Here is a 24,123-nt window from a genome sequence, read left to right as displayed (position 1 = left end):
CAGCTTAGTTATCCTTGCATTTGCATAGCCTATTCCTTAACTGCTCCAATAACGATCCCCTTAACGAAGAAACGTTGTAAAAACGGGTATACCATCAGGATCGGAAGCGCGCCGATAAAGATCTGTGCTGCGCGTACGGTTCGCTGCGAGATATTCTCCAACATGGAAGGATCGACGTTGATTTTGCTGAGATCTTGCTGAACGATAATGGTCTGTAATAGAGAAGCAAGTGGATAATTTTTAATATCAGACATATAGATCATGCCGTCGAACCAGGAGTTCCACTGATACACCATCGTAAATAAGGACAAGGTTGCGATCGCTGGAAGCGACAGTGGTACGTAGACCAGGATCAACGTTTTGATATGACCTGCTCCATCCAAATAGGCTGCTTCTTCAAGTTCTTTGGGCAGACCGCGGAAGAAATTCATCATGAGAATAACGTTCCACACGGACAGTGCGCCAGGCAGAATAAGTGCCCAGATTGTATTCATCAGGCCAAGCTTCTGAATCAGAATGTAACTTGGAATCAAACCGCCGCTGAACAAAATGGTAAATACGAAAAACCACGTATATAAGGAGCGACCTTTAAAACTGATATCTTCCTTTGACAACGGAAATGCGGTTATGAGCATGATGACCATACCAATGATCGTCGCAATTACAGTCCGTTTAAGTGATACGATCAAGGAGTTGATGAAGTTTGAATTACCGAATGTTTTCACATATGCGTCGGTTGTGAACCCGATGGGCCAGAAGGTAACCAGGTTTGATGATGCTGGCGCCATACTGCTGAATGAAACAGCTAGTATATGAATAATTGGTAAAATGCAGAGTATCGATAATATCCCAAGAAAAGTATAGTTAGCGATGCTGAATATGCGGTATCCTTTTGTTTTATAATACAAGCCCTTTTCTCCTCTCTAGAAAACTCGATAATTAGCTAGTTTGTAAGCCATTCTGTAAGATATAACAATCAAAATGGTAGCAACCACAGATTTGAACAACCCTACTGCTGTGGCAAAACTCATCTTCCCGTTCAGAATCCCGAGTCGATATACAAAGGTGTCAATGATGTCGCCTTTGTCATACACTAGTGGATTGTACAAGTTGAACACCTGATCAAAACCGGCGTTCAGGATATTGCCGATAGAGAGTGTCATCAGTACGATTGTAATCGGCATTAATGCCGGAATCGTAATGTGCAGCGTCTGTTTAAATCGGTTGGCCCCATCCACCTCGGCAGCCTCGTAGAGTGCAGGATTAATTCCTGAGAGAGAAGCCAGAAATACGATCGTACCAAAACCAAATTCTTTCCACACATCACTGAGGATCAGCGTTATTCGGAACCATGTACCGTCTCCCAGGAAGAAGATCGGTTCTCCTCCAAAGGCTACGACAAGCTGGTTGACCATGCCGCCCTGAGGAGACAGGATATCGAGCAGAATACCACCGAGAATAACCCATGATAGGAAATGCGGTAGATACACAAGCGTTTGACTTACTCTCTTGAATGCCGTCAAGCGCACTTCATTGAGCAAAATGGCAAACAGGAATGGAGCGAACAGTCCTGCGATGATTTTGAAAAATGCAATGACCAGCGTATTCCAGATCACCTGACCTACGTCCGGATATAAGAATAAATATCGGAAATTGTCCCAACCCACCCATTTGGATTCAGAAAATCCCAAGTATGGCTTGAAATCCTGAAAAGCAATTACAATGCCGCCCATCGGTATGTACTGAAACACCAGTGCCAGCAATACAGCTGGAATGAGCATCATATGCAAGGTCCAGTTCCGTTGCATATTCCAGCGCTGTTTAACCCTGGTGGAGCGCCGTTTATGCGGCGTTTCTAACGTATGTTCCTTCACTCCTGCATCCCCCATGTTCTAAATTTTGTATTTTACAAGTCATCGTGAACTTGTATATTAAAATTATAGCAATGGAAATTTGTGATCTATATCCTAATATTGCAACAACGATATCAATATTTTAATAAGATTAAGGAGGTTGGACTTTGTTCACACGCTTGAATGTCTTTACCAAAATTACACTGTTGTTTGTGATGCTGCTTATTCTGGTGCTGTTTCTCTATACATACTCGAACCGGGAAAGCGTGCGTGTTATCGAACACGAGATTCAAAACAATACGATGAATCATCTCTCGACATTTGCTGACTCAGTAGAATCCAATATTTACCAACTGTCATTGTATGGGATGTCTATTGGTCAAGATTCGAGTATTCAGGAATATCAACGTCCCGACTACAAGGATATTCCCTATGAACGTGTGAAAGTTGGAAGCGCCATTCTGGAAAAGATGAATCTGTACAACGCAGCAAGCAAATGGCATTCGACCATCACACTATACTTCCCAAGGATGCAAAAAGTGATATCAACGGATTATTATGCTTACATTCCGTACAGGGATGATGAATTTAAGGAGCCTCTCTCGCAATCCTGGACCTATGCCGACAATCAGTTTATCTGGTACACTACCGATCCAACGACAGCGATGGCGAGACCTGACAAAGCCAGATTGATTACCCAAATCAGTTTTCCAGTTCATCACTTAACTGCACTTCTTAATCAAAACAAGTTAAATAATAAAGGTGACCCGTTCATGTTCCATCCCGATTATGGATTGATCAGCAATAGTTCTGGAAAGGAAACCTTGAACGCAATCCTGCCTTCCCTGAAAGAAGCAAAACTGCAGGCCAGCGGTGGATTCAGTACAACGTTGAACAAAACGGAATATTATGTCTCCTACATTCAATCCAAGAGCCTCGGCTGGTATTATGTTGACTATGTGCCTATGCAGCAAATTTTGAAACCGATTACGAGCAGCCGAAATCTCTTCTACGCTTCAATTGCCGTTCTGATCGTGATGAGCGTTGTTGTATTATATACACTCTACCGAAGTGTGCAGCTTCCACTCTTACAGTTGGTGAAAGGGACGAATCGCTTGTCCACCGGGGACTTTTCCGTTCGGCTTCATCATTCTGCACGCAATGAGTTCAGCTTGTTATTTGCACGTTTCAACATCATGGCTCAACGAATTCAGGAATTAATCGAGAATGTATATGAGGAGAAATTACGAAGTCGGGAAGCCACGCTCAAACAGTTGCAGTCGCAGATTAATCCGCATTTTCTATATAACTGCCTTTTCTATATCAAGAACATGGCCCGAATGAAAAATGAAAAGGCCGTGGTAGCCATGGCACTGAATCTGGGAGAGTATTACCGATACATAACCAGGTCCGAAAAGGATCAAGCCACGCTTCGTGAAGAGCTGACGATGGTCAAAAATTATTTGGAAATCCAGTCACTTCGTCTGGAACGAATGCATTTTACAATCGACGTGCCCCATGATATTTTAGATAAAACAGTTCCCAGACTAACCCTCCAGCCTATTATTGAGAACGCTATTATTCATGGTCTGGAGCCCAAATCGGTAGATGGTGAGATTAAAATCTATGCGGACTGCGAGGATGAGGTGTACACGATTATCGTGGAGGACAGTGGGCTTGGTATGTCTGAGAAACAGCTTGATCATCTGAGAGATAATCTTCTTAAACCGCTGGATGAGAATATGGGATGTGGTACATGGAATGTCCATCAGCGTTTGTCTTTTCTGTACGGTGAAGGATCTGGACTATTCTATGACCATTCTTCAATGGGTGGGATTAAAGTTAACATCACATGGCACGACAATACAGACAAGTAGGTGAACGACCCATGCTGCAAATATTACTAGTGGACGATGAACGTTCCGTCGTGGAAACGCTGGCAGAGACCATTCCGTGGGAAAGCTGCGGGATCGGTACAGTTCATGAAGCCTTATCCGGTGCAGTGGCGCTGGAAATTATGGACAATCACGACATTGACATTGTAATTACGGATATACGTATGCCCGAAATGTCAGGCATTGCACTTATTACAGCGATTCACGAAAAGTGGCCTCATGTGCAGACGATTCTGTTATCAGGTCACGCCGACTTTGAATATGCCAAACAGGCTATTGCGCAGGAAAGCTTTGATTACTTGCTGAAACCTGTAAGCGATGAAGATCTGATCGAATCCGTGCAACGTCTTGTTCATCGAATTAAAGAAAAGTGGGAAACAGCAGCATCTCATCAAAGAGCCTTACACGCCTTTCAGGATCATCTGCCATTGCTTCAATCCACGATGCTGCATGAGTTGCTGACTGGAAAAGTCTATGATCAGAAGACACTGGCAGACAAGCTTGATCTGCTGGAGCTTCCTTACTCCGTAGGAGAAGATCTCGGCATGTTGATTATCCGTATGGAGAAACATCTATCCGATATGGCGCACGGCGACCTGGCCCTAATGGAATATGCGATATGTAATATCATAAGTGAAGTGATGCATAATCATTTTCATATCTGGCACACACGAGACGTTCATGATTACATTGTTGTTCTGGTAAGCATGAAACATTCCACAACGATGAGTTATAGCAGGAGTGAGACGCCTCAGACATTGCTTGAGCAGTATGCTGCCCAGATTCAAACCAATGTTCAGTTATACCTGAAAGGTGCAATCTCCATTTCCGTCTCCAGTTGGGGCAAGTTTCCCCACGAAATTGGAGAACTCTATGAGCGAACGGTTATGTCCATGCGTAAACGGATGGGTCAGGTGCAAGGTTTGTTTGTCACCGCTTCCGATGAAACGGATGCCAACCCTCTACATACGATCAGGTCGCTGTATCAGCCACCAACGTTGATTAGCCTGCTCGAAGCTGGTCGCTTTGAGGATGTGGAACAGAAAATCGAGCACATTTTTGAGGAACTGCTGCATTCCAATGAACATCATGATATTGCTGAGTCAACTTTTGAGGTGTATTTTGCTATTGCGGGCGCGTTTGCGTACATCATTCATAAAAATGGCAAACAAATCTCTTCTTTGATTCCAGCAGAGTCCTATCGTTACTTTCAAGCTCCCAGCTATTCCACTGCGCAGCAGCTACAGGACTGGTCCGTGCGTACACTTCATTACATTCGAGATGATGCTGAACAAGAGCTTAGAGACAATCACAGCACCATTGTGCGCAGCGTCAAAAGTTTTGTTGACCTTCATCTGGCTGGTGATGTATCACTGCCTGCAATTGCTGACCATGTGCATCTGCATCCAGTGTACTTGTCCAAGGTATACAAGGCGGAGACAGGTGAAGCACTTACTGCCTATGTGTACCGGTTAAGAATGGAGAAAGCAGCCTATCATTTGCGAACATCAACCGCCAAAGTGTTTGAGATTGCAGAACTTGTCGGTTACAACAATACCGCATATTTCATTCGAGTTTTCAAGAAATTTTATGATCTTACACCGCAAGAATATCGGGAAAATCTGCCGGTTTAAGAGAGTACTCAGGCCAGAATTGACGTTCTAGTAATCTCTCCGGTTTCCCCTACTCTATATCGAATACAAAAAGGCATTGCCGGAGTTCATCTCCTGCAATGCCTTTTTGGTGCTTATGGGGCCGCGATGAATCAATTCAGCCAGCCCTGCGTCATACTATTTTCCGCTTTTCACGGAATCATACCACTCGTTAACTTCTTTCGTAATCTGATCTCCGCCTGAAGACTTCCACTTCTCAACAAATGAGTCGAACGCATCCACGGAGGTTTTACCATATACAATTTGAGAGAAGGTATCCTTCTCCATCTTCGTCAAAATATCATTGTTCATCTGCATTGTCATTGAAGGTGCTCCAGTAAACATCTGATTGAACACGATATCTTTTTGATCCAAAACAATCTTGGCTGCATCAAGCATAGGTACTGGTACACCTGATTTGATTTTCTTCTCAAACGGTGTAGTTGCTTCTTCACCGCTCGCGAGCTTGGCAAGTGTTGTCATGCTTAGATTTGGAATACGCGCTCCATCAAACGTTAAGGTGTACTTCTCTGGAGCATAACCACCCGTAAGACTTGCATCAGTTGATGGTTTCCCATCTACCATTACCCAATCGTACCCTTCGGCAAATCCATGTTCGAACTCATCGCCCTCTTTAGGATTTGCATAGTGATCAAAGAGATAGTTCTGATAGGTGAAAAAGGCTTCCGGATTTTTCATGTCTTTGTTAATCAGAATTACGCCATTTCCATTCGACGTACCATGTCTTCCTGCTTGACCGTTTGGACCGGAAGGAATCGGATAGGCTTTGTATTCAGCCTCAGGGTTGTTCTTCTTCACATCCTCCAACGGCCAGGATGGCATCCAGTGAGGACCTACCACAATACCTGCTTTTCCAGCAGTAAATTCTTCAGCTGCTTTCGTCTCGTCATACACACCGGCTTCTTCCGGGATATAACCTTTGCTCATCCAACTCTGTAATTTGGCCAAAGCCTGTTTTGCACCAGGTGTAACGGAACCGTATTCAAGTTTTCCGTCTGCCGTCAGATTCCATTGGTTTGGCATTGTACCATAAGCACCAAATACCCATCCAGCTTCTGACATCCATGTGTTCAGCCAGTTCTTGAAGCCAACGGTGAGTCCGTAGGTATCCTGCTTCCCATTGCCATCCGGATCTTGATTCGTAAACGTTTCCATAATGACTTCAAGATCATCTATCGTTTTAGGTGCTTCCAGATTGAATTTCTTCATCCAGTCTTCGCGGATCCACATGACAGGATCACCATTATAGGAATAGTCCAGAATCGGAATACCGATCTTTTTGCCATCTTGCATGTATGGATACCATACGGAAGGATCTTCGTTTACGGCTGCTTTCCATGTGTCGCTGGCATATTTTTCAAACAACTCGCCCGCATCGACAAATTTTCCGGACTCAATCAATTCACGCACCAGATTGAATTCGCCGCGATACGAAATAATGTCCGGCATGTCCGCATTTGAAGCAAGCGATAGACGCAGTTTTGTCTCAAATGCATTATTGGTGGATGGAGATATCCACTGGTTTTTCAACTCAATTCCGAGTTTCTCCTTGGCCCATTTGGTATGGACGTTGTTATCCTGATCCTCACCTGGCTTAAACTTCACGTCTGGACCCCATGGTCGTAAATACGTAATGGACACTGGCGGATCATACTTCCCGTTTTTGAGCTCCAACGTTGTCGCTGGTGTACTCGATTCTGTTTTCTTGTCGCTCCCGTTACTACACCCACTCAAGGCTGCAGATAGGGCCAATACACCGATCATGACCAAACTGCCTACTCGTCTCTTTTTACTTGTGTCCAACTTCGTTCCCCCAGTCTATGTAATGTTGCTTACAGGTTAATCATAATGAATGTTTGATATTTATGCCCATACTAATATTGCAACATTTATTGCATTAATTTAGGATATTGGATATTGAATACATATATTGAATAAATACAATTCCAGAATATAGAAAAAAGCAGCCACTAACGGCTGCTTCAGTCTGCTTAATTACTCGTATATTTGACCCAATCGTACTCTGCATAGAGCGGATTGGCACCGTTATAAGGACCGAGCCAGCTATCTACTCCTGTTCCATTCCAGAGGTTCATCATGATTTTTCCGGGTGTTTTAGGAATATTGCTGGTTGCCGTATGCTTCAATACCCCATCAACATACCATTTGATATGTCCCGGCTGCCAGTCAAATGCGTACGTATGGAAACCTTGGGATGCATCAAAACCTAGATTGATAATCTTCTCATGATTACCAACCCCATTGGTGTAATAATTAAACTGCACTTTGGTTGTGTCTTTTCCTAAAAATTCGATATCAATCTCATCCCATTGGGTGCCATGTGCGGGCCCTGTGTATGTGAAAAAAGACGAAACTATACCTGTGTTCTTGGCAGGTTTCATACTGACTTCATACAAGCCGTACCCATACGTATTCGTGGAACGGTACTCTCCACAATCATACTTGTTATTCGCAGAGCTGGTCAAACCAAGCTTAAGCTTACCATCACTTGTAAAATTAACATTGTTAGCCCTCCACGTACAGTTAAACATGTTCCCATTGGAATACCCATCCGCTTTTTGCCACGTACTTGCGTTAAAATAGGTTAGAGGTTCCCAGAAAACATAACCCGCGAAAGCGCTTACCGAAAAAAACAAAGAGATGATACCAGTTACCGCCAAAGTATACCAAGACTTCCTCTTCATCATACACCTCCATGAATGATTCCAACATGTACAAGCAGTATAATAATAGATAGCGCTTACATGGTTTGTATTTCCATTTTATCTGGAAGCATAGTGGTACACTATAGTAAACTTTAAAGCAGAGATATTCAATTTTTAAGATCTTCGTTCTTGTATCTAATCATGTCATGTAAAGAGTACGCCAGTTTCATACACGTAAGATTGTTTGAATGAAGCGCCTGCCCTTCAGCATAGAAGGAATCAGGCGCTCCATGAAAACCATTTTTACATATATCTCAACATGTTTGTTAATTTATTCACCTAAAAGAGTTTTATTTCGCACCAGCTTGTACCAAAATGTCTTCAATTTCTTTAAAGCCTTTATTCTTCGCATGACTGAGCGGTGATACCCCATCACGATCCGGTATGTTCACGTCTGCTCCGTGATCAATGAGTAATTGCATCGTCTCCTGCTGGCGAGCATTGCCATCGTTAAGAATGATCGCTTCGAGTAGCGCTGTCCATCCCAATTGATTCACATGGTCCACATCCACCGAAGTTTGAGTCAGTAGTTCTTGCACTACATCCACATATCCATGCTCCGAAGCTGGAATAAGTGCTGTCCCTCCATATCGATTCGTTATCGCTGGGTCCGCTCCCGCCTCGATTGTCAGCTTCAAAATATCCAAGTATCCTTCAGCGCCAGCATACAGAAACGGAGTATTTTTCATATCGTCCTGTATATTCACATCTGCCCCCGCTTCAATTAACACTTTAGCCGATGTTGGATCATTATTGTAGGTTGCAATCATTGTAGCGGTTCGTCCACTCTGATCTTGAGCATTGATATTGGCACCTGCTTGAATCATTTGTTCGATGCGTTCAGTATCGCTGTCCTCTACTGCTTTGAACAGCTGTTCATCTGCTGAAGTCATGGCCTTTTCCTCCACATTAGAGTCGTTTCTCATTTCAGGCACGCAACCTTGAACGATCAACATACTGCTTATCAGGACAACGATGATCAGCGTTTTACTCATACTGCCTCCTTTACTCGAGTGTCAAGGTGACCGAAGAAGCGATACTCCAATCCCCAACTGGGTTTATTGTATACGTAGTACCCGGAGTCAACTTCCCATCATTCGTTAGGTCGAATACACCCGTCGCACCTTTTCGACTTGAATATTTATAAGTGGCCGTCAGAACATCCCCGCTAGGTGAAGTTAACGTTACACTTCGACCAGAGAACAATTCATCTCCAGGATCCTGGTCAAGCGTGACTTCAATGGAGGTTTCGCTCACGGCTTGAGCACTTGCAACCACTAGTGCATCAAACGATTTCGCCGTAAATGAAGCATTTTCTAGGTTCGCCCAATCCGAAGTAACCGTATATGTGACACCTGATTTCAGCGTTTGTCCTTCAGGCAAACGGAACTTCGGTTCTTGTTTGCCATCTGTGGATTGCGTGAACGGAACATATCTGGCAACGATAGGCTCGCCACCTTCTGGCGTAATTACAACTTGTCTTGCCTGCATGGAAGAGATGATCTGATACGTTTTGTCTCCTGCTTGCTCTTGATCATTCAGCACGAATGCATTAGCTCCTCGACCACCGCTGTATGCCGAAATGATGTAACCGTAATCCACTACACCGTTCACTTGCAGTGCTTCAATCTCGAATGTATCATTCGTTACTTGACTAGCCGTTGTCATGTTTATTTTCGTGGCACTGCCTTCAAAGGAACCAGCGTCTTGGCCTTTGTAAGTCAGGTTGTACACTTCACCAACATCTTGTACGGACGTTGGAACGATGTAAGTCGCAATTGACCCTGTTTTCAAACGGGGCATATTAGTTAACGTCAGCCCGCCACTAAACGCAAAGTTCGTTTGTGCCTTGGCAAAAACCTCATCCGCTGCTGTCAACGGTTTGTCGAATGTGACGATTAACGTAATGGCATTCAGAGATTTAACGCTCTTGATTTGAGCTTGCTCCGAGGGAATAGCTTGGTGTGCAGTTTGCAACAGCACTGCTGTTTCGCCGCGCGTTGCTGTACCGTTCTCGGAGTAGAACTCGCTCATCCAATGGTGAACGGACTTTACATCACGCTGCATCGCTTTGGATACGACCTGTTCGAGTTCAGCATCCGACACTTGAGTTTGGGGATTGAATTGTCCATCATTCGTCTGCATGATGCCGAGTTCAACAAGTTTTGATGCATAAGGTGCGTACCAAGCGTTCGGATTCACGTCCGTCAATTCTACGATTTCTCCTGTCTTGCTGTCCAAATTAAACGTTTTGAAAATCAATGAAGCTAACTCCGCACGGGTAATTGCTCGATGTTCACCCATGGATTGATCTGCATACCCGTTCATGATCCCCAAGCTATTCAGATCCTTGATAGCAGCTTCAATCTGTTGTTGGTTAAGCTGTGTGGTTGTTGCCGCAATGTTAGTAACGTATGTAGCTGCATGTACTTGATTCGCAGTTAGCGGGAACACTGCTGTACCTAATGCAGTTATGGTTAGAAATGTAGCGATTTTGCGGGTTGTAGAATTCATGGTTGAATTCCTCCTCTATAGGTTGTAGTTGTCTGTATCTATAGAATAGAGGACAAAAAGAAACTCCCAAGGTCAAAGTTATTAACAAAATATAAACTGGGTCTAAATTTTCACGAAACTTATGCAGTAAACCGGTAACCCGCGCCCCAGACGGTTTCAATATACTCCGGATTTTTGGGGTCTGTCTCCAGCTTGCCACGCAGTTTGCGAATATGGACGGTTACCGTTGCAATGTCCCCGGTGGAATCCATGCCCCAGATCCGCTCGAACAGATCGGATTTGCTGAATACACGGTTGGGATGACTCGCAAGAAATACAAGTAACTCGAATTCCTTCGTTGTAATCGCCACCTCTTCTCCATTAACAAAAACGCGGCGTGATCCTTTGTCAATGTGAAGCCCGCGAATGTGGATTTCATCCTGCTCAGCTGGTTTGTTTTTGCCAAGTAATCTCTCGTATCGGGTCAAATGAGCCTTTGCTCGTGCAACCAACTCACTTGGGCTGAACGGTTTTGTAATAAAATCATCCACTCCCAGATTAAATGTCCTGATCTTATCGATTTCTTCCTTTTTCGCGGAAACGACAAGGATGGGCACCTCTTTTACCTCGCGAATGCGCCTGCAACATTCGAAGCCGTCGAGTCCCGGAAGCATCAGATCAACAATGATCAGATTATAGTCCCCCTCCAGTGCCTGCTTCAGACCTTCATCTCCAGTATGGCAGAGATCCACGGAAAATCCGTTGAGCTCAAAATAATCCCGTTCCAGTTCCGCAATCGTTGTTTCGTCTTCAATGATCAAAATGTTTGCCATTACTCATTAGTTCCTCTCTTCATTCAGCCGTTTCAGCTTGATATATATACTCGTGCCATCATTGGGCTGGCTTTCTGCCCAGATAAAGCCCCCATGTCCATCAATGATTTGGCGGGCAATTGCTAGCCCGAGCCCACTTCCGCCCGTTGAGGAATTCCGGGATTGTTCTGCACGATAGAAGCGTTCAAATATATAAGGCAGTGCCTCTTCAGGTATTCCCCTGCCATTATCTTTAAACTCCATCGTAATCCAGTTCTCATCAGCTTGAAGTATAATCTCGAATCGTTTATGTTCATTCTCCATGTATTTGAGTGCATTATCCACCACATTAACAACGGTACGTTTTAACTTCTCCGGATCCACAGCAGCCATAGCGGGACCAGACACCTGGTTATTCCAATCCAGGGCAACACCTTTATCCTCCAAATCATATCTCAGCTCTTCGATACTATCTTCAAGGAAATCAGCGAGATCAACTGTTTTGAACAGGAAAGGCTCTTGGTTCAAGTCGAGCTTTGAATACAAAAACAGTTCATCCACCAGCTTATCCATGCTAACTGCTTTGGAGTGAATGATATTAACATAACTTTCCATTTTCTCTGGAGTATTAGCCACTCCGTCACGAATACCCTCAATGTACCCTTTGATATTGGTAATCGGCGTACGGAGATCATGCGAAATGTTGGAGATGAGCTCTTTGCGATTCACTTCGTCCTGCTCTCGTAACGCATAAGAGCGCTGTAATTGATTCCGCATGCTCTCAAACGCTTCGCTGAGTTGACCAACCTCGTCATTGGAGTTTAGCTGAAGTTTAAAGGATAGATTGCCATCCTTAATATGTTCGGCTGAACTTCGTAGTTGATTCAAAGGCTTAATGAAGCTGCGAGTGATCCAGCGGAACAAGAGCAGATTTGCAATGATGAGGACGCCAATAAGCAGGAATGACATCACAGGCAGCAACTTGCGAGTAAGCTCCGCAAAGGGGCTTCTCTCACGAATGACAAAGATACTCCCCCGTTCCCCATCTGAATATTGAAAATCAAATTTTGCATACGCGTAAAATCGCTCACCAATATTGAAGGTGCTCCGAATCTGATAATTGTTAAGATCATAGGCAGGCAGTGCTTGCTTCAGTTCTGGCTGGTTGAAGGTCAGCGATTCGAAGATCTGACTATTCTCTCGTCTGATGTAGAGCCCTGACTTCTCAGCTCGAAGCTTCATATCATATTCACGCAGCAAAACCTTGTTCTGCAGGTCATCAGGGTCATTTTTGGCCAGAAACTTCATCTCTTGAAAGATCGATTCTCCCTGTTCAGTCAGGGGGTTGATCTGATAATGTACCTTGTATATATCACGGAAACTCTGTAGATCCCCTGTAGCCGCAATCGTATACAGACTTGCCGTAAGAAGGATGAACAGTAGACTTATAACAAGCATGCCCGTGAAGGACAGCAGCATTTTTATTCGAATTGACATGGGTTCCCCTTCTCAAGCAAACAATTGGATTAGTTAGTGCACATGTTAACACAAGATGGATTCTATTGCCCATATGTAAAAAAGAGCTTTCTTTTTCATTATATATGTTGACAGTGATAATCGTTATCAATAATGTTGGAGTTAGGTGCACAACGATTTATCTTAGAATGACCGGCAAACACTTTTGAAATGAGGTACGTAATGTGAAAGTAGACGTTAATCAGTTAGCAGCGCATTTTGCACACATTCCTTTTCAAGTAGAAGGAGTATATCGATATGCTAGAAATCCAGGGGTTCCCCAGGCTGACTATACCGATTCTTTTCCTGGATTTGTATTTCCTCTTACAGGAAAAATACAATTTCAATTTGATGGTACGCCCTATATCTTTTCACCAGGAAAAGTTGTACATGGGGGTGCGAAAATGAAACTGGATCAAACCGTGTTTCATAGAACGGACTGGGAATACATCCTCGTTTTATAGCGGATATGTAGTTCGGACCTCGAAGAGACAAGCTTTTCCCATCAGCACTTTGAATTATCAACGGGTCAGTCCCCACGTCTGATCGAATTAATCATGCGCCTTTGGCATGTGTATAATCAGCGCGGAGGTATTTCAAAGTTTCAGACCGAGATGCTGTTTCGCGATATACTGAATGAGACTTTAATATGTGTGGATCATAGGCAAAATAGTTGTGAATCAGATGTTTTATTCGAACGGGTCTCTACCTATATCCAAGAATACTATGATCAAAGTCTGACTGTCACATCGCTTGCAGAACAAAATAACGTTAATCGAAATCGACTTTCCTACGTGTTTAGAAGACATGCGGGTATGGGTCCGGCAGAATATGTATTGAAATATCGTATAAACATGGCACAGCAAATGTTATTGGCAAGTGATGCGTCTGTACAACAGATTGCTGAGACCGTTGGCATTGCTGACCCCTTTTATTTTAGCAGAGTGTTTAAGAAACAATGTGGTATTTCTCCTACGGAGTATCGTCTGAAGTTCATCAATAATCCATCCTGATTTCAATAGGCATCCATGTTATACAAAAGCTTAGATCAGTATACTGAACATATAGGATTAATACATAGGAGGAATGACTATGCACTATCAAGCTATTCAATTGAATGAGGAATTTTCGAAATTAAACGATCTTTGGTCTCCCAAACTTATTGGTGAAATGAATGACTATCAATTTAAGATCGTTAAGATTGCTGGAGATTTTGAGTGGCATGTTCATGAGGAGACTGATAAGTTATTTTTTGTGCTCGAAGGGGAAATGATAATTGATTTTCGTGATGGGCAAGTGAAGATTTCCAAGGGCGAGATGTATATTGTGCCTAAAGGAGTCGAGATCAAGCCTTCCGCCGAAAAGGAATGTCATATCATGTTGATGGAGCCTGGAAGCGAAGTAAACACTGGCGGGACTAAGGCAGAATAAACGGTCAGTTATAGGAACCAGGATATCAATTTGCAATATCAGAGAGCCGATAACCGCGTAATAGGGTTATCGGCTCTGCGTCTGTACGGCTAGCTCTTCGACATGCATTAATCAGTAGTCTCTCAGTTATGTCACTTGTTGCTGGTCTTCCTGATCAATTCCACACCATCGTATGCCAGACTTTCCACACTTGCTGCCTTCTGCAGTATGTAATGATCAAAAAAGTTCTTCGCATAGTCTGTAACAATATTTCGCATCTCCATGGCATCCCGTTCGCCTCTGAGTTCCTCATTAACACTAGTAAACACGATGTCACAGTAATCCAAATGTGCAACACGATCAACTGAGAAATAATAGGTTTCCATGCTATTGTTAGCGCCAATAATTGCATTCATATTATAGTTAGGTTCACAAAACAGTAGCAAGAAGGGTTTCTTAAGATCGCTGTCAAGAAGGCCAAACGCACCGCTATCCAAGCCAATCCCGCAGGCGAACCGGTCGTCATCCCGGCAAACCATCGCCGTCGTAGGCCCTCCATATGAATGTCCGACTATACCCATGCCGATGTCAAGCAACAATCTGCCCTTAAAGATGGAATTCAGCTCTCCAGAGTCCAGTTTGTAAAGATAATCGGCTACATACCTTACATCTTCTGCCTGTGATTCACTATACTCTGTTATCTTGGAAAGTATCGGTAGTGCAAGCACGTTACGGCACATCTCAATGGCAGTTTCATCGTCAGGACGCATCTCCATCTTACCAGCCAACGTCAGCATCTCCGGATCTTCACCAAAGGCTGTAATGACATCCGAAAAATCCTTGGATACATTAAACAGGCGCCCATCTTTACGTTTATACATCGTGCTATTCTGATGGCCGATGCTTACCACAACATACCCCATGCTTGCCAAGTCTGTACAGAGCACTGTACCCCATTCTGGAGAACCGCCTCCACCGCACACATAGAATAACACTGGATAGCGCTTTTCCTTCCCTGAGAGAGCAAGGTCATCGTAACACTGGGTTTTGATATCTATAGAGAAAACATCCTTCAACGCGGTGACTAGTGGCTGCTCATTAAACATCTCGTAGACTTCAGGAAACATGTACGTTGATGTAGTCTTACCTTCGCTACTGTCAGACGGATAGTACACAAAAGCGGTCAGTTCTCTTTTGGAGTAATCCGATGCCATGTACTCAAAATCCATCTGGGTTCGACCGACAGTATAGCCGCCAATTGGTTCTGGAAATACGTCATAGGTTTTCATTTTCTTTCCCCCTTGAGATCGCTAACCATTTCAGAATATTTATGATCTTCAAGCAGCCCATGGCCCATAAATTCAGCAAAGTACTTGCTGATCTTATGTTGCAGCTTAGAGTCCTTAATATCGAATTCTCTAAAAAACAAGATTAAATTAAGCTGCATTGACTCAAACATAAAAGAAATCAGGTCGTCGTCAACATCAGGCCTTAGATATCCATCAACCCTCATTCGGCGTAAAATGTCCTTGATCATGGGGAATGACTCGCCCTTTAACACATTCACATATACTTTCAGCAAAATGTCCTCAGGAATATATGAAAATGTTTTAGTAAGTTTGATTTCCAACTCATTCAGTGGCTCGGTCACCATGCCATTAACGTTACCAAATAAGCCAGTAAGGAAATAGCTGTAAAGGGAATCTTCATCACTGTTACTAAAATATGCAGCTCTTTTCTGGGTCACATTACGTATTAAGTGGCAATAAAGGTCATCTTTGTCTTCAAAATACCGATAAAATGTTCCGGGGTGCATGGACAAACTATCCAAAACCATCTTCATAGTTATATCCTCGTAAAGATTATCAACAAAAAGATGCATAGCGCTATTCGATATTTCCTCGCGCCTTGCTTCGTCTAAACGAAAGAAAGTATTTTTTGGCATAGGCTACTCCTTAATATGAAGTGTGAACTGATTCACACTATACTGATAATATATTCACAAGTCAAGTCGTATTGAAATAGAGTGTTCACTCCATTCCCCTATCATTCAGGCTGACCGGGAACAGCTTTAGACAGGAATTTGGTCCCTGAAAACAAAAAAAGCCGCTAAAATAGCGACTTTTAATGGTACTATGTTTTTGTTCTTGGCTTCATTACAACCCGAGATCATCAGCGAGTCCTTCAACACCTGTGAAGATGGAATCCCCGTAACCCCAGAAGTTGTTGAAATCAATAATGTAGATTTTTTTGTTTTTAACTGCGTTAATGTTTTGCACCTGCTTGTTGGCAAGCAGCTTTTCAATCGTCTGCTCAGGATCAATGCCACCAGCATATCTAGAAATAATCATGGCATCCGGATTAATCTCGATTAACTTCTCCAGACTGAGTGTGCCAGTTTCATTAATCAGCATATTATGCATATTGATTAATGACATTGCACTTTCAATAAACGTATCACCATTTCCGTTGTAGATTCCAATAGTTCCATCACCATTATCCGAAAATGATGCATAGTTGATCGTTTCAGCGCTAGCTCGGGCCGACAAGGCATTCTCGCGTGCTTTAAGCGTCTCAATATATGCCGCTGCATTGGCTTGTACGTTGAATATCTCACCTAATTCAGTAATATCCTGATACAGACTATCTAACGATGCATCAGGAACACTGGTGCTTTGTACATACGTTTTAATCCCCATATCATTCAAGCTGCTTACTGTACCAACACCCCAGTCCGCATCCTCAAACAATCCACCACGCCCTACAACCAGGTCAGGCGTAGCCCCTATTGTCACTTCCTTGCCTACATAGCCTTCAGCAAGCACTGGAATTTGTTTAAACTCGTCAGCAATATCTTCAGGTACACTACCAAACAACGCAGCTACCCCTACAAGCTTGTCTGTCAAACCAAGGCGAATCATCAGCTCGGCTGCACCTTGGGTATTGGCAACTACTCGTTCAGGTGCCTTGTCAAACGTTTGATCCTTCTTCACCCATGTGCCGTTCTCTGTTGTATAGTTTGAAACGGTTACCGGGTAAGTTGTTTCAGCAGGTGCTGAAGCATCTGCGTCGGTTTGTTCCCCATTTGTTACTTCATTCGTGGCGTTGCTCTCCGCAGCTTGCTGTGAACTGCCATTTGCATCTTCGCTGCCACCATTGCTGCTTGAACACGCTGCGAGCACCAGAATCATTGCAGTAATCAAACAAAGAAACATCCCTTTTTTAACGGATACCAACATGTAAATAATCTCTCCCTTTTCAATTCTCTCTTGTCTTTTAGACCAATATGTAAAATAACTATTGTCAGTATACAGTAAATGTCGATGTGTGTAAATGAGAACAATAATCAATATCATTCATCTGATGGATAAAAAGAGCCCCCATATGGGTGCCTCTTACTTTGGCCATAAATTTTAGTTCATGCAACCTGGTGGCTCACAGAAAAACCAAGTTCATCTCCCCTGTACGGAATTGAACTTGGTTTCTCTTTTATTTATCTATTCATTTCTTGCCTGATTAACCTTGGCGATAAGTTTATTAATAATTTCATCAGGTGAACGTTCATTCATCCATTGTTGACCGAACATTTGGAATACTTTGATCATCGGGAAATCTGCCCAGAATCCCACAAACTCCTCGTTAAGATAGACCTTGTCCGTAACGTGCTCGTTCATTTCATTCAAGCAATGCTCCAATTCCTTTTTCGCTACAGGATCACTCATCCATTCACTGAGTAGACTGAATTTGTGGAACGTGATTTCTTCCTTACCAAAGTCACAGTGCAGACGTTCCGTAATTCGGATATCTTTGGACGAGCTGCCAAGTGAAATTTGGAAAAAACCGGTCTCAGCCACCCAACGGTTATACTTGGTGTTGTAATATGAGAAATCTCTCTCTTCCAGTTCAAAAGTAACCTTGCGTTTTTCACCCGGCTCTAGTTCAACTTTAGCAAAAGCTTTTAATTCTTTCTCTGGACGGGTCCATGTGCACTCTTCATCGTGAACATACAATTGAACAACTTCTTTCCCCTTGCGCTTTCCGGTATTTTTCAATTGGAGGGACACCGTAACACCGGTATGGGTCTGAGCCACTTCCAGATCCGTATAGGAAAACGATGTATAAGACAATCCGTGTCCAAACGGGAATTGAGGTGCCAGTTCTTTCCGGTCATAATATCGATAACCCACGAATAGGCCTTCGCGATAATACAGCTTGCCGTTCTCTCCGCGAATTCGCATATGTGAAGGGTTGTCCGACAGTTTGACAGGGAATGTCTCAGACAGTTTACCCGAAGGATTCGTCTGTCCGAATAATACATCTGCAATCACTTTACCCATGCCTTGACCCGACAACCAAGAATGAATCACACCAGGTACATGCTGTACCCATGGGCGCATCGCCAGTGCGGAGCCGCTGCTCGTTACGACAATACACTTGGGTTGAACTGCGGCTACCGCAAGAATCAATTTCACTTGATGCTCGGGAAGATCAATGCCTTGCAAATCATGCATCTCCGATTCCGCATATTCCGGTTGGCCAACAAACAATACAGCAACATCGGAATTCATGGCTAATGACACGCTTTCCTTGATTAGCTCATCATTGATGGAGTCATTCTCCGGGTAACCTTCTGCATAATTCAGGGTCATGGCATCGCCAGCCAGATTTTTTATCTCATCCCATGGAATATCGACTTTTGTAGGCGTTACCTTCGCACTGCCCGCTCCCTGAATTCTCGGTTTTTTGGCAAACCGTCCGATCACGGCAATCGACGCCACCGATTCCTGCTGCAAGGGAAGAATCGCGTTCTCATTTTTCAGAAGCACAATACTTTCGGCCGCCGCTTTACGTGCCAGTGCATGATAGTCCGAATCTGGAGAAGAATCCATGTCTTTTTTGCCCGTTACCCGCTCAACTAGCTTCAAAATCCGTCCCACGCTTCTATCCAACTGTTCTTCGGAAAGGCTTCCGTTCTGAACCGCTTCAATGATCGCTTTGGCATTGTAATTGGCGGGGCCCGGCATCTCCAGATCAAGCCCAGCCTTCAGACCGCGTATGCGATCATTGACAGCTGTCCAGTCGGATAGAACAACACCTTCATAACCCCACTCTTCTCTCAAAATGTCATGCAGCAAATGTTCGTTCTCACTTGTATACGTTCCATTCAATAAATTATAAGAACACATAACCGTCCAAGGGTCGGATTTCTTAATAATACGTTCAAAGGCGCTCAGGTAAATCTCGCGAAGCGTTCGCTCGTCGATTTCTGAACTCGTTACCATCTTTTCAAACTCCTGGTTATTTCCAGCAAAGTGTTTGACAGAAGCGCCCACGCCTTCGCTTTGGATCCCGTTAATAAACGCCGCTCCAAGTTCTCCCGTCAAGTATGGGTCTTCCGAGTAGTATTCGAAGTTTCTTCCACCAAGCGGCGTTCTTTTCATATTGACACCAGGTCCAAGCAGCAGCTCAACGTCCATCGTTTTTGATTCACGTCCCAGTGCCACACCGACTTCATACAACAATTCCGTATTCCACGAAGAACCGATGGCTGAACCCGTAGGGTAACAGGTTGCAGGTACATTTTCCGTTGTAATCCCCATTTCTTCATCGCTGTTCGTTTTACGGATGCCGTTTGTCCCATCGTACATATGAACTGGCGGAATGTTTAACCGCTCGATTCCTTTTGTCATCCACATATTCAATCCTGCGCAGAGTGAAGCTTTCTCGGCCAGTGTCAATGCCGTTAACAATTCATTGATTGATTTATCCATAATACTCACCCTTCTGATATCAATTTTGTTCTTGTTCTTTCTTCAGTTCCTGTGCATCATACAGTTTGAAAAACGGAAACCAGACAATAAATACAATCACCAGGACGACTGCCAGCAAGATAAGCCCATTGAATCCGGACATAATGTAGGTGGACAGGCCGATCGGCGTGTACCATAGCTGGAAGATCTGGCTCGGAATCCGCACCCAACCCCAGTCGAGAGCCAAGTACACAATCACCGGTGTGATCAGTGAATTAATCCACATCGGCACCATGAGTAATGGATTAAAGGCAATCGGTGCCCCGTACACGACAGGTTCATTGATGTTGAACAAGGACGGGATAATAGTCGCTTTGCCGACAGATTTCAGCTTTTTCGAACGTGCCATTAGGAACCAAACAACTAACGGCAAGGTCGCTCCCATTCCTCCAATACCCAGCCATCCAGAGAAAAAGGTTTCAAACGTGTTGATATTGACGGGATCTTGTCCCGCTGCCACAAGAGCTGCATTTTCTTCGATGGCAGGTATCCAGATCGCGTACCAGATCGGTGTCATGACCCATGGGCTTACGCCGAAAGAATACAGTACAACACCAATGAAATTGAACAATAAAAATCCGGTTAAACTTTGCCCTACAGCATTGATCGGCTCAAATACGTTCACGATCAGCCCAAAAATATCAAAATGAAGCTGATATACAAGCACCCATCCTGTTGTTAATACCAGGGCGATCGGGACGAGAAAATCGAACCAGTCCATAATGAATTCGGGAAGTGAAGAACCCTTTTTGAAGAACGAAAATTTGTTGCATAAGATCATTACAAGAGCGACGAATACACCTACCAAGAGTGCTGTAATCATCCCCGAGGGTCCAAATCGTTCAAGGATGAACTGAATGGTACCGTCTTCGTTTACCGTCGGGTTAAGTAGCATAACGAACAGAGATATCCCCGTCATTCCCGCCAGCAACTTGATTTTATGTCGTTCTCTTTTTTCCATCACGACATAAGGCGTCAGAAAAGCAATAAACAACCCGAGCAAACCGAAACTGAATGTCGTGATAGGTGTCAGGTCCGGCATTCCCGGAATGAAATCCTGCAAAATCGAAATCAATGTAATAATCGAACCGATGAAAATCATCGGAATGGCGACCATGATGGCTTCTTGAATCGAAGAAACCCAAATATTGTTCGTAAACGCCTCCAATCTTGGCGCAAACGAATCTGTCATCCATTTCATGAAACGCTTCATCCAAAACTCCCCCTGTCTTCCTCTAAGCTGCCACAACCATAGTATATCGATTTGTGTTAACGCTTTCTTGTTGGAACTTGCCGCATCATGGTTCGTTTTTTGCCCAATCCATCGCTATAGTTCTAGCTTGCCAGCCTGAACAAGAAATAAACAACAAAAAACATCCCTTCAATACTGAAAGGATGTCTTAAAAGCACTTTTTTTTAATATTGCCTGTCCAAAATGAGCAGCATTACCCCATGTGGTGGAAGCAAAATCTCTCTGCGCCAACTTTCATCTCTTACCATCTCTGTCCCCATCACGGGTCCACTCCTGCCGTTTAGATAGGCGATTTCTTCTTCCGTCAATGAGTAAGGCGATCCCATGCGGGTCCACTCATCAAATACCGATCCATGCTCCCGATCCAGTTGATAACTGGTGCATTTATAAGGTCCCTCCAGATTGCTCAGGGTAAGTTCATAAGCTTTGCTGCCTTTTTCCTCAAATACGTCATAGCGGGTTGAGCTGGATAATTCCGACCAATCTCCACTTGCAAACAGCTGGTCTACATGAACATAGTGATAGAACAAAAATTGCATGCTTCCATCCCTTTTTCGGGTTCCGACATAACCGTCTCCCTTGACCATCAGCTCATCCCCAAGCTTTTGCATAAGCTCAAATGCATAATAGCTGGGTTTCTTCAGCCCATCGCGGTTAATCAGGCCAAAACCTCCGTAGAAAGGAGAAGCGGGAACGATACTTTCTTCGAATACATCGGTAAAGGACCAGAAAGCCATCGCTTTCACGTCACCGAGTGCGTTCATGGTGTGGTAAATGACAAACGGAGCCATGAACATGGTATCGTGCAGCAAGTTACGGTCATACAGCGAAAAGTTCCACTCGGTGACATGAAGTTCAACATGACCGTGCGAAGACGCATTCATTTTTTGCCGCATAAGCGCAATACTTTCTTTATAAAAAGCAGGCGGCATGATTTGGGTTAAACGATCGTCTTCAACTTTTAGCTTGGGATACTCCGAATAGATGTGAAACGAATAAAAGTCGAGAGCCACTTCCCGCTTGCGGCAATAGGACAAAAATTCCTCAGCCCAGGTATCGTTCCAGAGAGATCCGTAACCCATAGCTGGCCCCCCCACCTTCAGTTCCGGCAAAATTGATTTGATGGCATGAACGGTCGATTCGTAAAACGCAAAGTATTCTTCCTTGCTTCCTGCCCAACAAACACCCGCCAGGTCAGGCTCGTTCCATACTTCGAAATACCACTGCCTCACTTCTTCCGCTCCATAACGATTCAAACAATGGCGAACAAATTCACCAACAAGCGCCTGCCACTTGGCAGGGTCGGATGGCGGGCTAATATTCCCCCTCCACCAAAACAGCGTTTCTTTGGATCTCGCCAGCTGGCTCGGCATAAAACTTAATTCCACAAATGGCCGAACGCCCTGATCCAGCAGGAAATCATACAACTTGTCCACATAAGACCAATTATAGAGGGGAGTGCCCTGCTCGTTCTCGCTGTACACCATCATCTCGTCATTAAAGATGCCGTGAAATCGAATATATTCAAAAGGTACTTTTCCTTTCAGCGAGGAGAGCTGCTTCCGCCAATCTTCACGCAAACCTTCAATGGCTCTCCCTGCCGTCATGGTCATATTCCAGTGCTTTTCGTAGACAGACGACGTCTGATCCCCACGAATTTCAATATAAGTTTGGTCTGACAGATGTACAGACGGTACAGGAAGCATGTCCTGATCGGCGTCTACCTTAGCATCCAGATATCGATACAGCGAGCCAATCGCATTCAACGTTTCCATTTCGTAATAATCTCCGCTTGAAGACTCCTCATACGTTTTGGGTTTGCGGTTTACATTCAACTGATGGAGTTCCGGTGTACGAGAAGCTTCCCGATAGGAACCGGGCGTGCAGCCGTACTTTTCCTTGAAGTATTTGTTAAACAGCTTCACATTCGCAAATCCGCAATCCAGCGCGATCTCCGAAATATTTTTATCGTTTGCTGCGAGTTGAGCCTGAGCCTTCTCCAAGCGGATGAGCGTCAAATACTTTTGGAAAGGTATCCCGATTTTGTCGGTGAAGAAGTGGGAGAAATAATGCAAACTTAAATGCTCGGAATGTGCCATATCCTGTAGTGTAATCTTCTCATTGTAGTGTAAATCAATATATGTGAGGACCCTGTTCAGTCTTTTATAGTCATAGTCCCTGCTACCATCTTCCAATGCGGAATTAGTTCCACTGGAAAAATACCTCTGCAGGCATCCGCATAACATCTGTAATCTGCCCATTGTGAAATTTTGATAACCCGGCGTTTTTTTGTTGATCTCCCATACCATTTGTGCAAGATATTGTTTAATACTTTGCAGGCGAGGAGCGTTTTGTTCCACGTTCACAGCAGAGTTACAGGAGATAAACGCATTATTGTTCATCAACTCAGGACCGAACTGCAATGTTAATAACACATTGTCCTGATTGGTTCGTTCGATCTTGTGGACGGACATACTGTTAACCACGATCACATCATCTTCATGCAGTGTATATTGCTGCTGGTCCAGATACATGATGATTGAACCGTGGAGAACATATACAACCTCCACTTCCTTGTGCCAATGGAAATCAATATGTTTTACCGAGTTCACGAAGAGTTTCATAGGCAGATCGTCCTGATGTTGAATAAACTCATATAGATAGCGAATTGTCTGCACCTTCCT

17 protein-coding genes and 1 pseudogene are annotated in these 24,123 nt (G+C 43.9%); 4 read left to right on the top strand and 14 right to left on the bottom strand.

Going from position 1 to position 24,123, the window contains the following annotated elements; genetic code table 11:
* Positions 1 to 29: 29 nt before the first annotated feature.
* Positions 30 to 908: a carbohydrate ABC transporter permease gene (locus MKY44_RS14040; protein ID WP_076210648.1), complete on the bottom strand. Its 879-nt coding sequence runs from the start codon at positions 906 to 908 to the stop codon at positions 30 to 32.
* A gap of 15 nt (positions 909 to 923) precedes the next feature.
* Entirely contained in the window at positions 924 to 1,874 is a 951-nt protein-coding gene (locus MKY44_RS14035; RefSeq protein ID WP_017688355.1) for an ABC transporter permease, read from the bottom strand.
* Between the two features lie 146 nt (positions 1,875 to 2,020).
* Between MKY44_RS14035 and MKY44_RS14030 the strand changes: the two genes are divergently transcribed.
* Both MKY44_RS14030 and MKY44_RS14025 read left to right on the top strand, forming a co-directional pair.
* Positions 2,021 to 3,730, top strand: a complete 1,710-nt coding sequence (locus MKY44_RS14030; protein WP_341007547.1) for a sensor histidine kinase — start codon at positions 2,021 to 2,023, stop codon at positions 3,728 to 3,730.
* An 11-nt stretch (positions 3,731 to 3,741) separates the two neighbouring features.
* On the top strand, positions 3,742 to 5,382 hold the full coding sequence (locus MKY44_RS14025) for a response regulator (protein WP_017688357.1): 1,641 nt from the start codon (positions 3,742 to 3,744) through the stop codon (positions 5,380 to 5,382).
* 156 nt (positions 5,383 to 5,538) lie between these two features.
* Here MKY44_RS14025 and MKY44_RS14020 read toward each other — a convergent pair whose 3' ends face one another.
* From MKY44_RS14020 to MKY44_RS13995, 6 genes are all read right to left on the bottom strand, one after another.
* Positions 5,539 to 7,185, bottom strand: a complete 1,647-nt coding sequence (locus tag MKY44_RS14020) for an extracellular solute-binding protein (RefSeq protein ID WP_445670688.1) — start codon at positions 7,183 to 7,185, stop codon at positions 5,539 to 5,541.
* Between the two features lie 227 nt (positions 7,186 to 7,412).
* Complete coding sequence (bglS, locus tag MKY44_RS14015; protein WP_341009852.1) at positions 7,413 to 8,126, bottom strand: beta-glucanase; 714 nt, start codon at positions 8,124 to 8,126, stop codon at positions 7,413 to 7,415.
* Positions 8,127 to 8,437: 311 nt separating this feature from the next.
* Positions 8,438 to 9,142, bottom strand: a complete 705-nt coding sequence (locus MKY44_RS14010; RefSeq protein ID WP_341007545.1) for an ankyrin repeat domain-containing protein — start codon at positions 9,140 to 9,142, stop codon at positions 8,438 to 8,440.
* A gap of 10 nt (positions 9,143 to 9,152) precedes the next feature.
* A complete protein-coding gene (locus MKY44_RS14005; RefSeq protein ID WP_341007544.1) occupies positions 9,153 to 10,661 on the bottom strand; it encodes an S-layer homology domain-containing protein in 1,509 nt (502 codons plus the stop codon).
* Positions 10,662 to 10,780: 119 nt separating this feature from the next.
* Positions 10,781 to 11,473, bottom strand: a complete 693-nt coding sequence (locus MKY44_RS14000; RefSeq protein WP_047843050.1) for a response regulator transcription factor — start codon at positions 11,471 to 11,473, stop codon at positions 10,781 to 10,783.
* A gap of 6 nt (positions 11,474 to 11,479) precedes the next feature.
* Positions 11,480 to 12,949, bottom strand: a complete 1,470-nt coding sequence (locus MKY44_RS13995) for a sensor histidine kinase (protein ID WP_341007543.1) — start codon at positions 12,947 to 12,949, stop codon at positions 11,480 to 11,482.
* A 203-nt stretch (positions 12,950 to 13,152) separates the two neighbouring features.
* Here MKY44_RS13995 and MKY44_RS13990 point away from each other — a divergent pair.
* Positions 13,153 to 13,980, top strand: a pseudogene (locus MKY44_RS13990) (helix-turn-helix transcriptional regulator).
* A gap of 79 nt (positions 13,981 to 14,059) precedes the next feature.
* Complete coding sequence (locus MKY44_RS13985; protein WP_047843047.1) at positions 14,060 to 14,398, top strand: cupin domain-containing protein; 339 nt, start codon at positions 14,060 to 14,062, stop codon at positions 14,396 to 14,398.
* Positions 14,399 to 14,529: 131 nt separating this feature from the next.
* Here the strand turns inward: MKY44_RS13985 and MKY44_RS13980 are convergent, their stop codons facing one another.
* The 6 genes from MKY44_RS13980 to MKY44_RS13955 form a co-directional block, all read right to left on the bottom strand.
* A complete protein-coding gene (locus MKY44_RS13980) occupies positions 14,530 to 15,666 on the bottom strand; it encodes an alpha/beta hydrolase (RefSeq protein ID WP_341007541.1) in 1,137 nt (378 codons plus the stop codon).
* The gene (locus MKY44_RS13975) at positions 15,663 to 16,322 is read right to left on the bottom strand and encodes a TetR/AcrR family transcriptional regulator (protein WP_341007540.1); all 660 of its coding nucleotides are present in this window, start codon (positions 16,320 to 16,322) and stop codon (positions 15,663 to 15,665) included. Before MKY44_RS13975 ends, MKY44_RS13980 begins: the two co-directional genes overlap by 4 nt.
* 211 nt (positions 16,323 to 16,533) lie before the next feature.
* Positions 16,534 to 17,616: an ABC transporter substrate-binding protein gene (locus tag MKY44_RS13970; RefSeq protein ID WP_341007539.1), complete on the bottom strand. Its 1,083-nt coding sequence runs from the start codon at positions 17,614 to 17,616 to the stop codon at positions 16,534 to 16,536.
* Positions 17,617 to 17,874: 258 nt separating this feature from the next.
* The gene (locus tag MKY44_RS13965; RefSeq protein WP_341007538.1) at positions 17,875 to 20,148 is read right to left on the bottom strand and encodes a beta-glucosidase; all 2,274 of its coding nucleotides are present in this window, start codon (positions 20,146 to 20,148) and stop codon (positions 17,875 to 17,877) included.
* Positions 20,149 to 20,167: 19 nt separating this feature from the next.
* On the bottom strand, positions 20,168 to 21,400 hold the full coding sequence (locus MKY44_RS13960; RefSeq protein ID WP_127536790.1) for a PTS sugar transporter subunit IIC: 1,233 nt from the start codon (positions 21,398 to 21,400) through the stop codon (positions 20,168 to 20,170).
* 203 nt (positions 21,401 to 21,603) lie between these two features.
* Complete coding sequence (locus tag MKY44_RS13955; protein ID WP_341007537.1) at positions 21,604 to 24,063, bottom strand: GH39 family glycosyl hydrolase; 2,460 nt, start codon at positions 24,061 to 24,063, stop codon at positions 21,604 to 21,606.
* Between the last annotated feature and the right edge of the window lie 60 nt (positions 24,064 to 24,123).

This window comes from Paenibacillus sp. FSL R7-0026 (assembly GCF_038004485.1).
GTDB lineage: Bacteria > Bacillota > Bacilli > Paenibacillales > Paenibacillaceae > Paenibacillus > Paenibacillus xylanexedens_A.
This window is presented reverse-complemented; position numbering and strand designations above follow the sequence as displayed.

Coding starts and splice junctions, on each gene's coding strand:
- MKY44_RS14025 (WP_017688357.1), top strand. CDS start 3,742: ATGCTGCAAATATTACTAGTGGACGATGAACGTTCCGTCGTGGAAACG.
- MKY44_RS14020 (WP_445670688.1), bottom strand. CDS start 7,185: ATGATCGGTGTATTGGCCCTATCTGCAGCCTTGAGTGGGTGTAGTAAC.
- bglS (WP_341009852.1), bottom strand. CDS start 8,126: ATGAAGAGGAAGTCTTGGTATACTTTGGCGGTAACTGGTATCATCTCT.
- MKY44_RS14010 (WP_341007545.1), bottom strand. CDS start 9,142: ATGAGTAAAACGCTGATCATCGTTGTCCTGATAAGCAGTATGTTGATC.
- MKY44_RS14005 (WP_341007544.1), bottom strand. CDS start 10,661: ATGAATTCTACAACCCGCAAAATCGCTACATTTCTAACCATAACTGCA.
- MKY44_RS14000 (WP_047843050.1), bottom strand. CDS start 11,473: ATGGCAAACATTTTGATCATTGAAGACGAAACAACGATTGCGGAACTG.
- MKY44_RS13995 (WP_341007543.1), bottom strand. CDS start 12,949: ATGTCAATTCGAATAAAAATGCTGCTGTCCTTCACGGGCATGCTTGTT.
- MKY44_RS13985 (WP_047843047.1), top strand. CDS start 14,060: ATGCACTATCAAGCTATTCAATTGAATGAGGAATTTTCGAAATTAAAC.
- MKY44_RS13980 (WP_341007541.1), bottom strand. CDS start 15,666: ATGAAAACCTATGACGTATTTCCAGAACCAATTGGCGGCTATACTGTC.
- MKY44_RS13975 (WP_341007540.1), bottom strand. CDS start 16,322: ATGCCAAAAAATACTTTCTTTCGTTTAGACGAAGCAAGGCGCGAGGAA.
- MKY44_RS13970 (WP_341007539.1), bottom strand. CDS start 17,616: ATGTTGGTATCCGTTAAAAAAGGGATGTTTCTTTGTTTGATTACTGCA.
- MKY44_RS13965 (WP_341007538.1), bottom strand. CDS start 20,148: ATGGATAAATCAATCAATGAATTGTTAACGGCATTGACACTGGCCGAG.
- MKY44_RS13960 (WP_127536790.1), bottom strand. CDS start 21,400: ATGAAGCGTTTCATGAAATGGATGACAGATTCGTTTGCGCCAAGATTG.
- MKY44_RS13955 (WP_341007537.1), bottom strand. CDS start 24,063: ATGAAACTCTTCGTGAACTCGGTAAAACATATTGATTTCCATTGGCAC.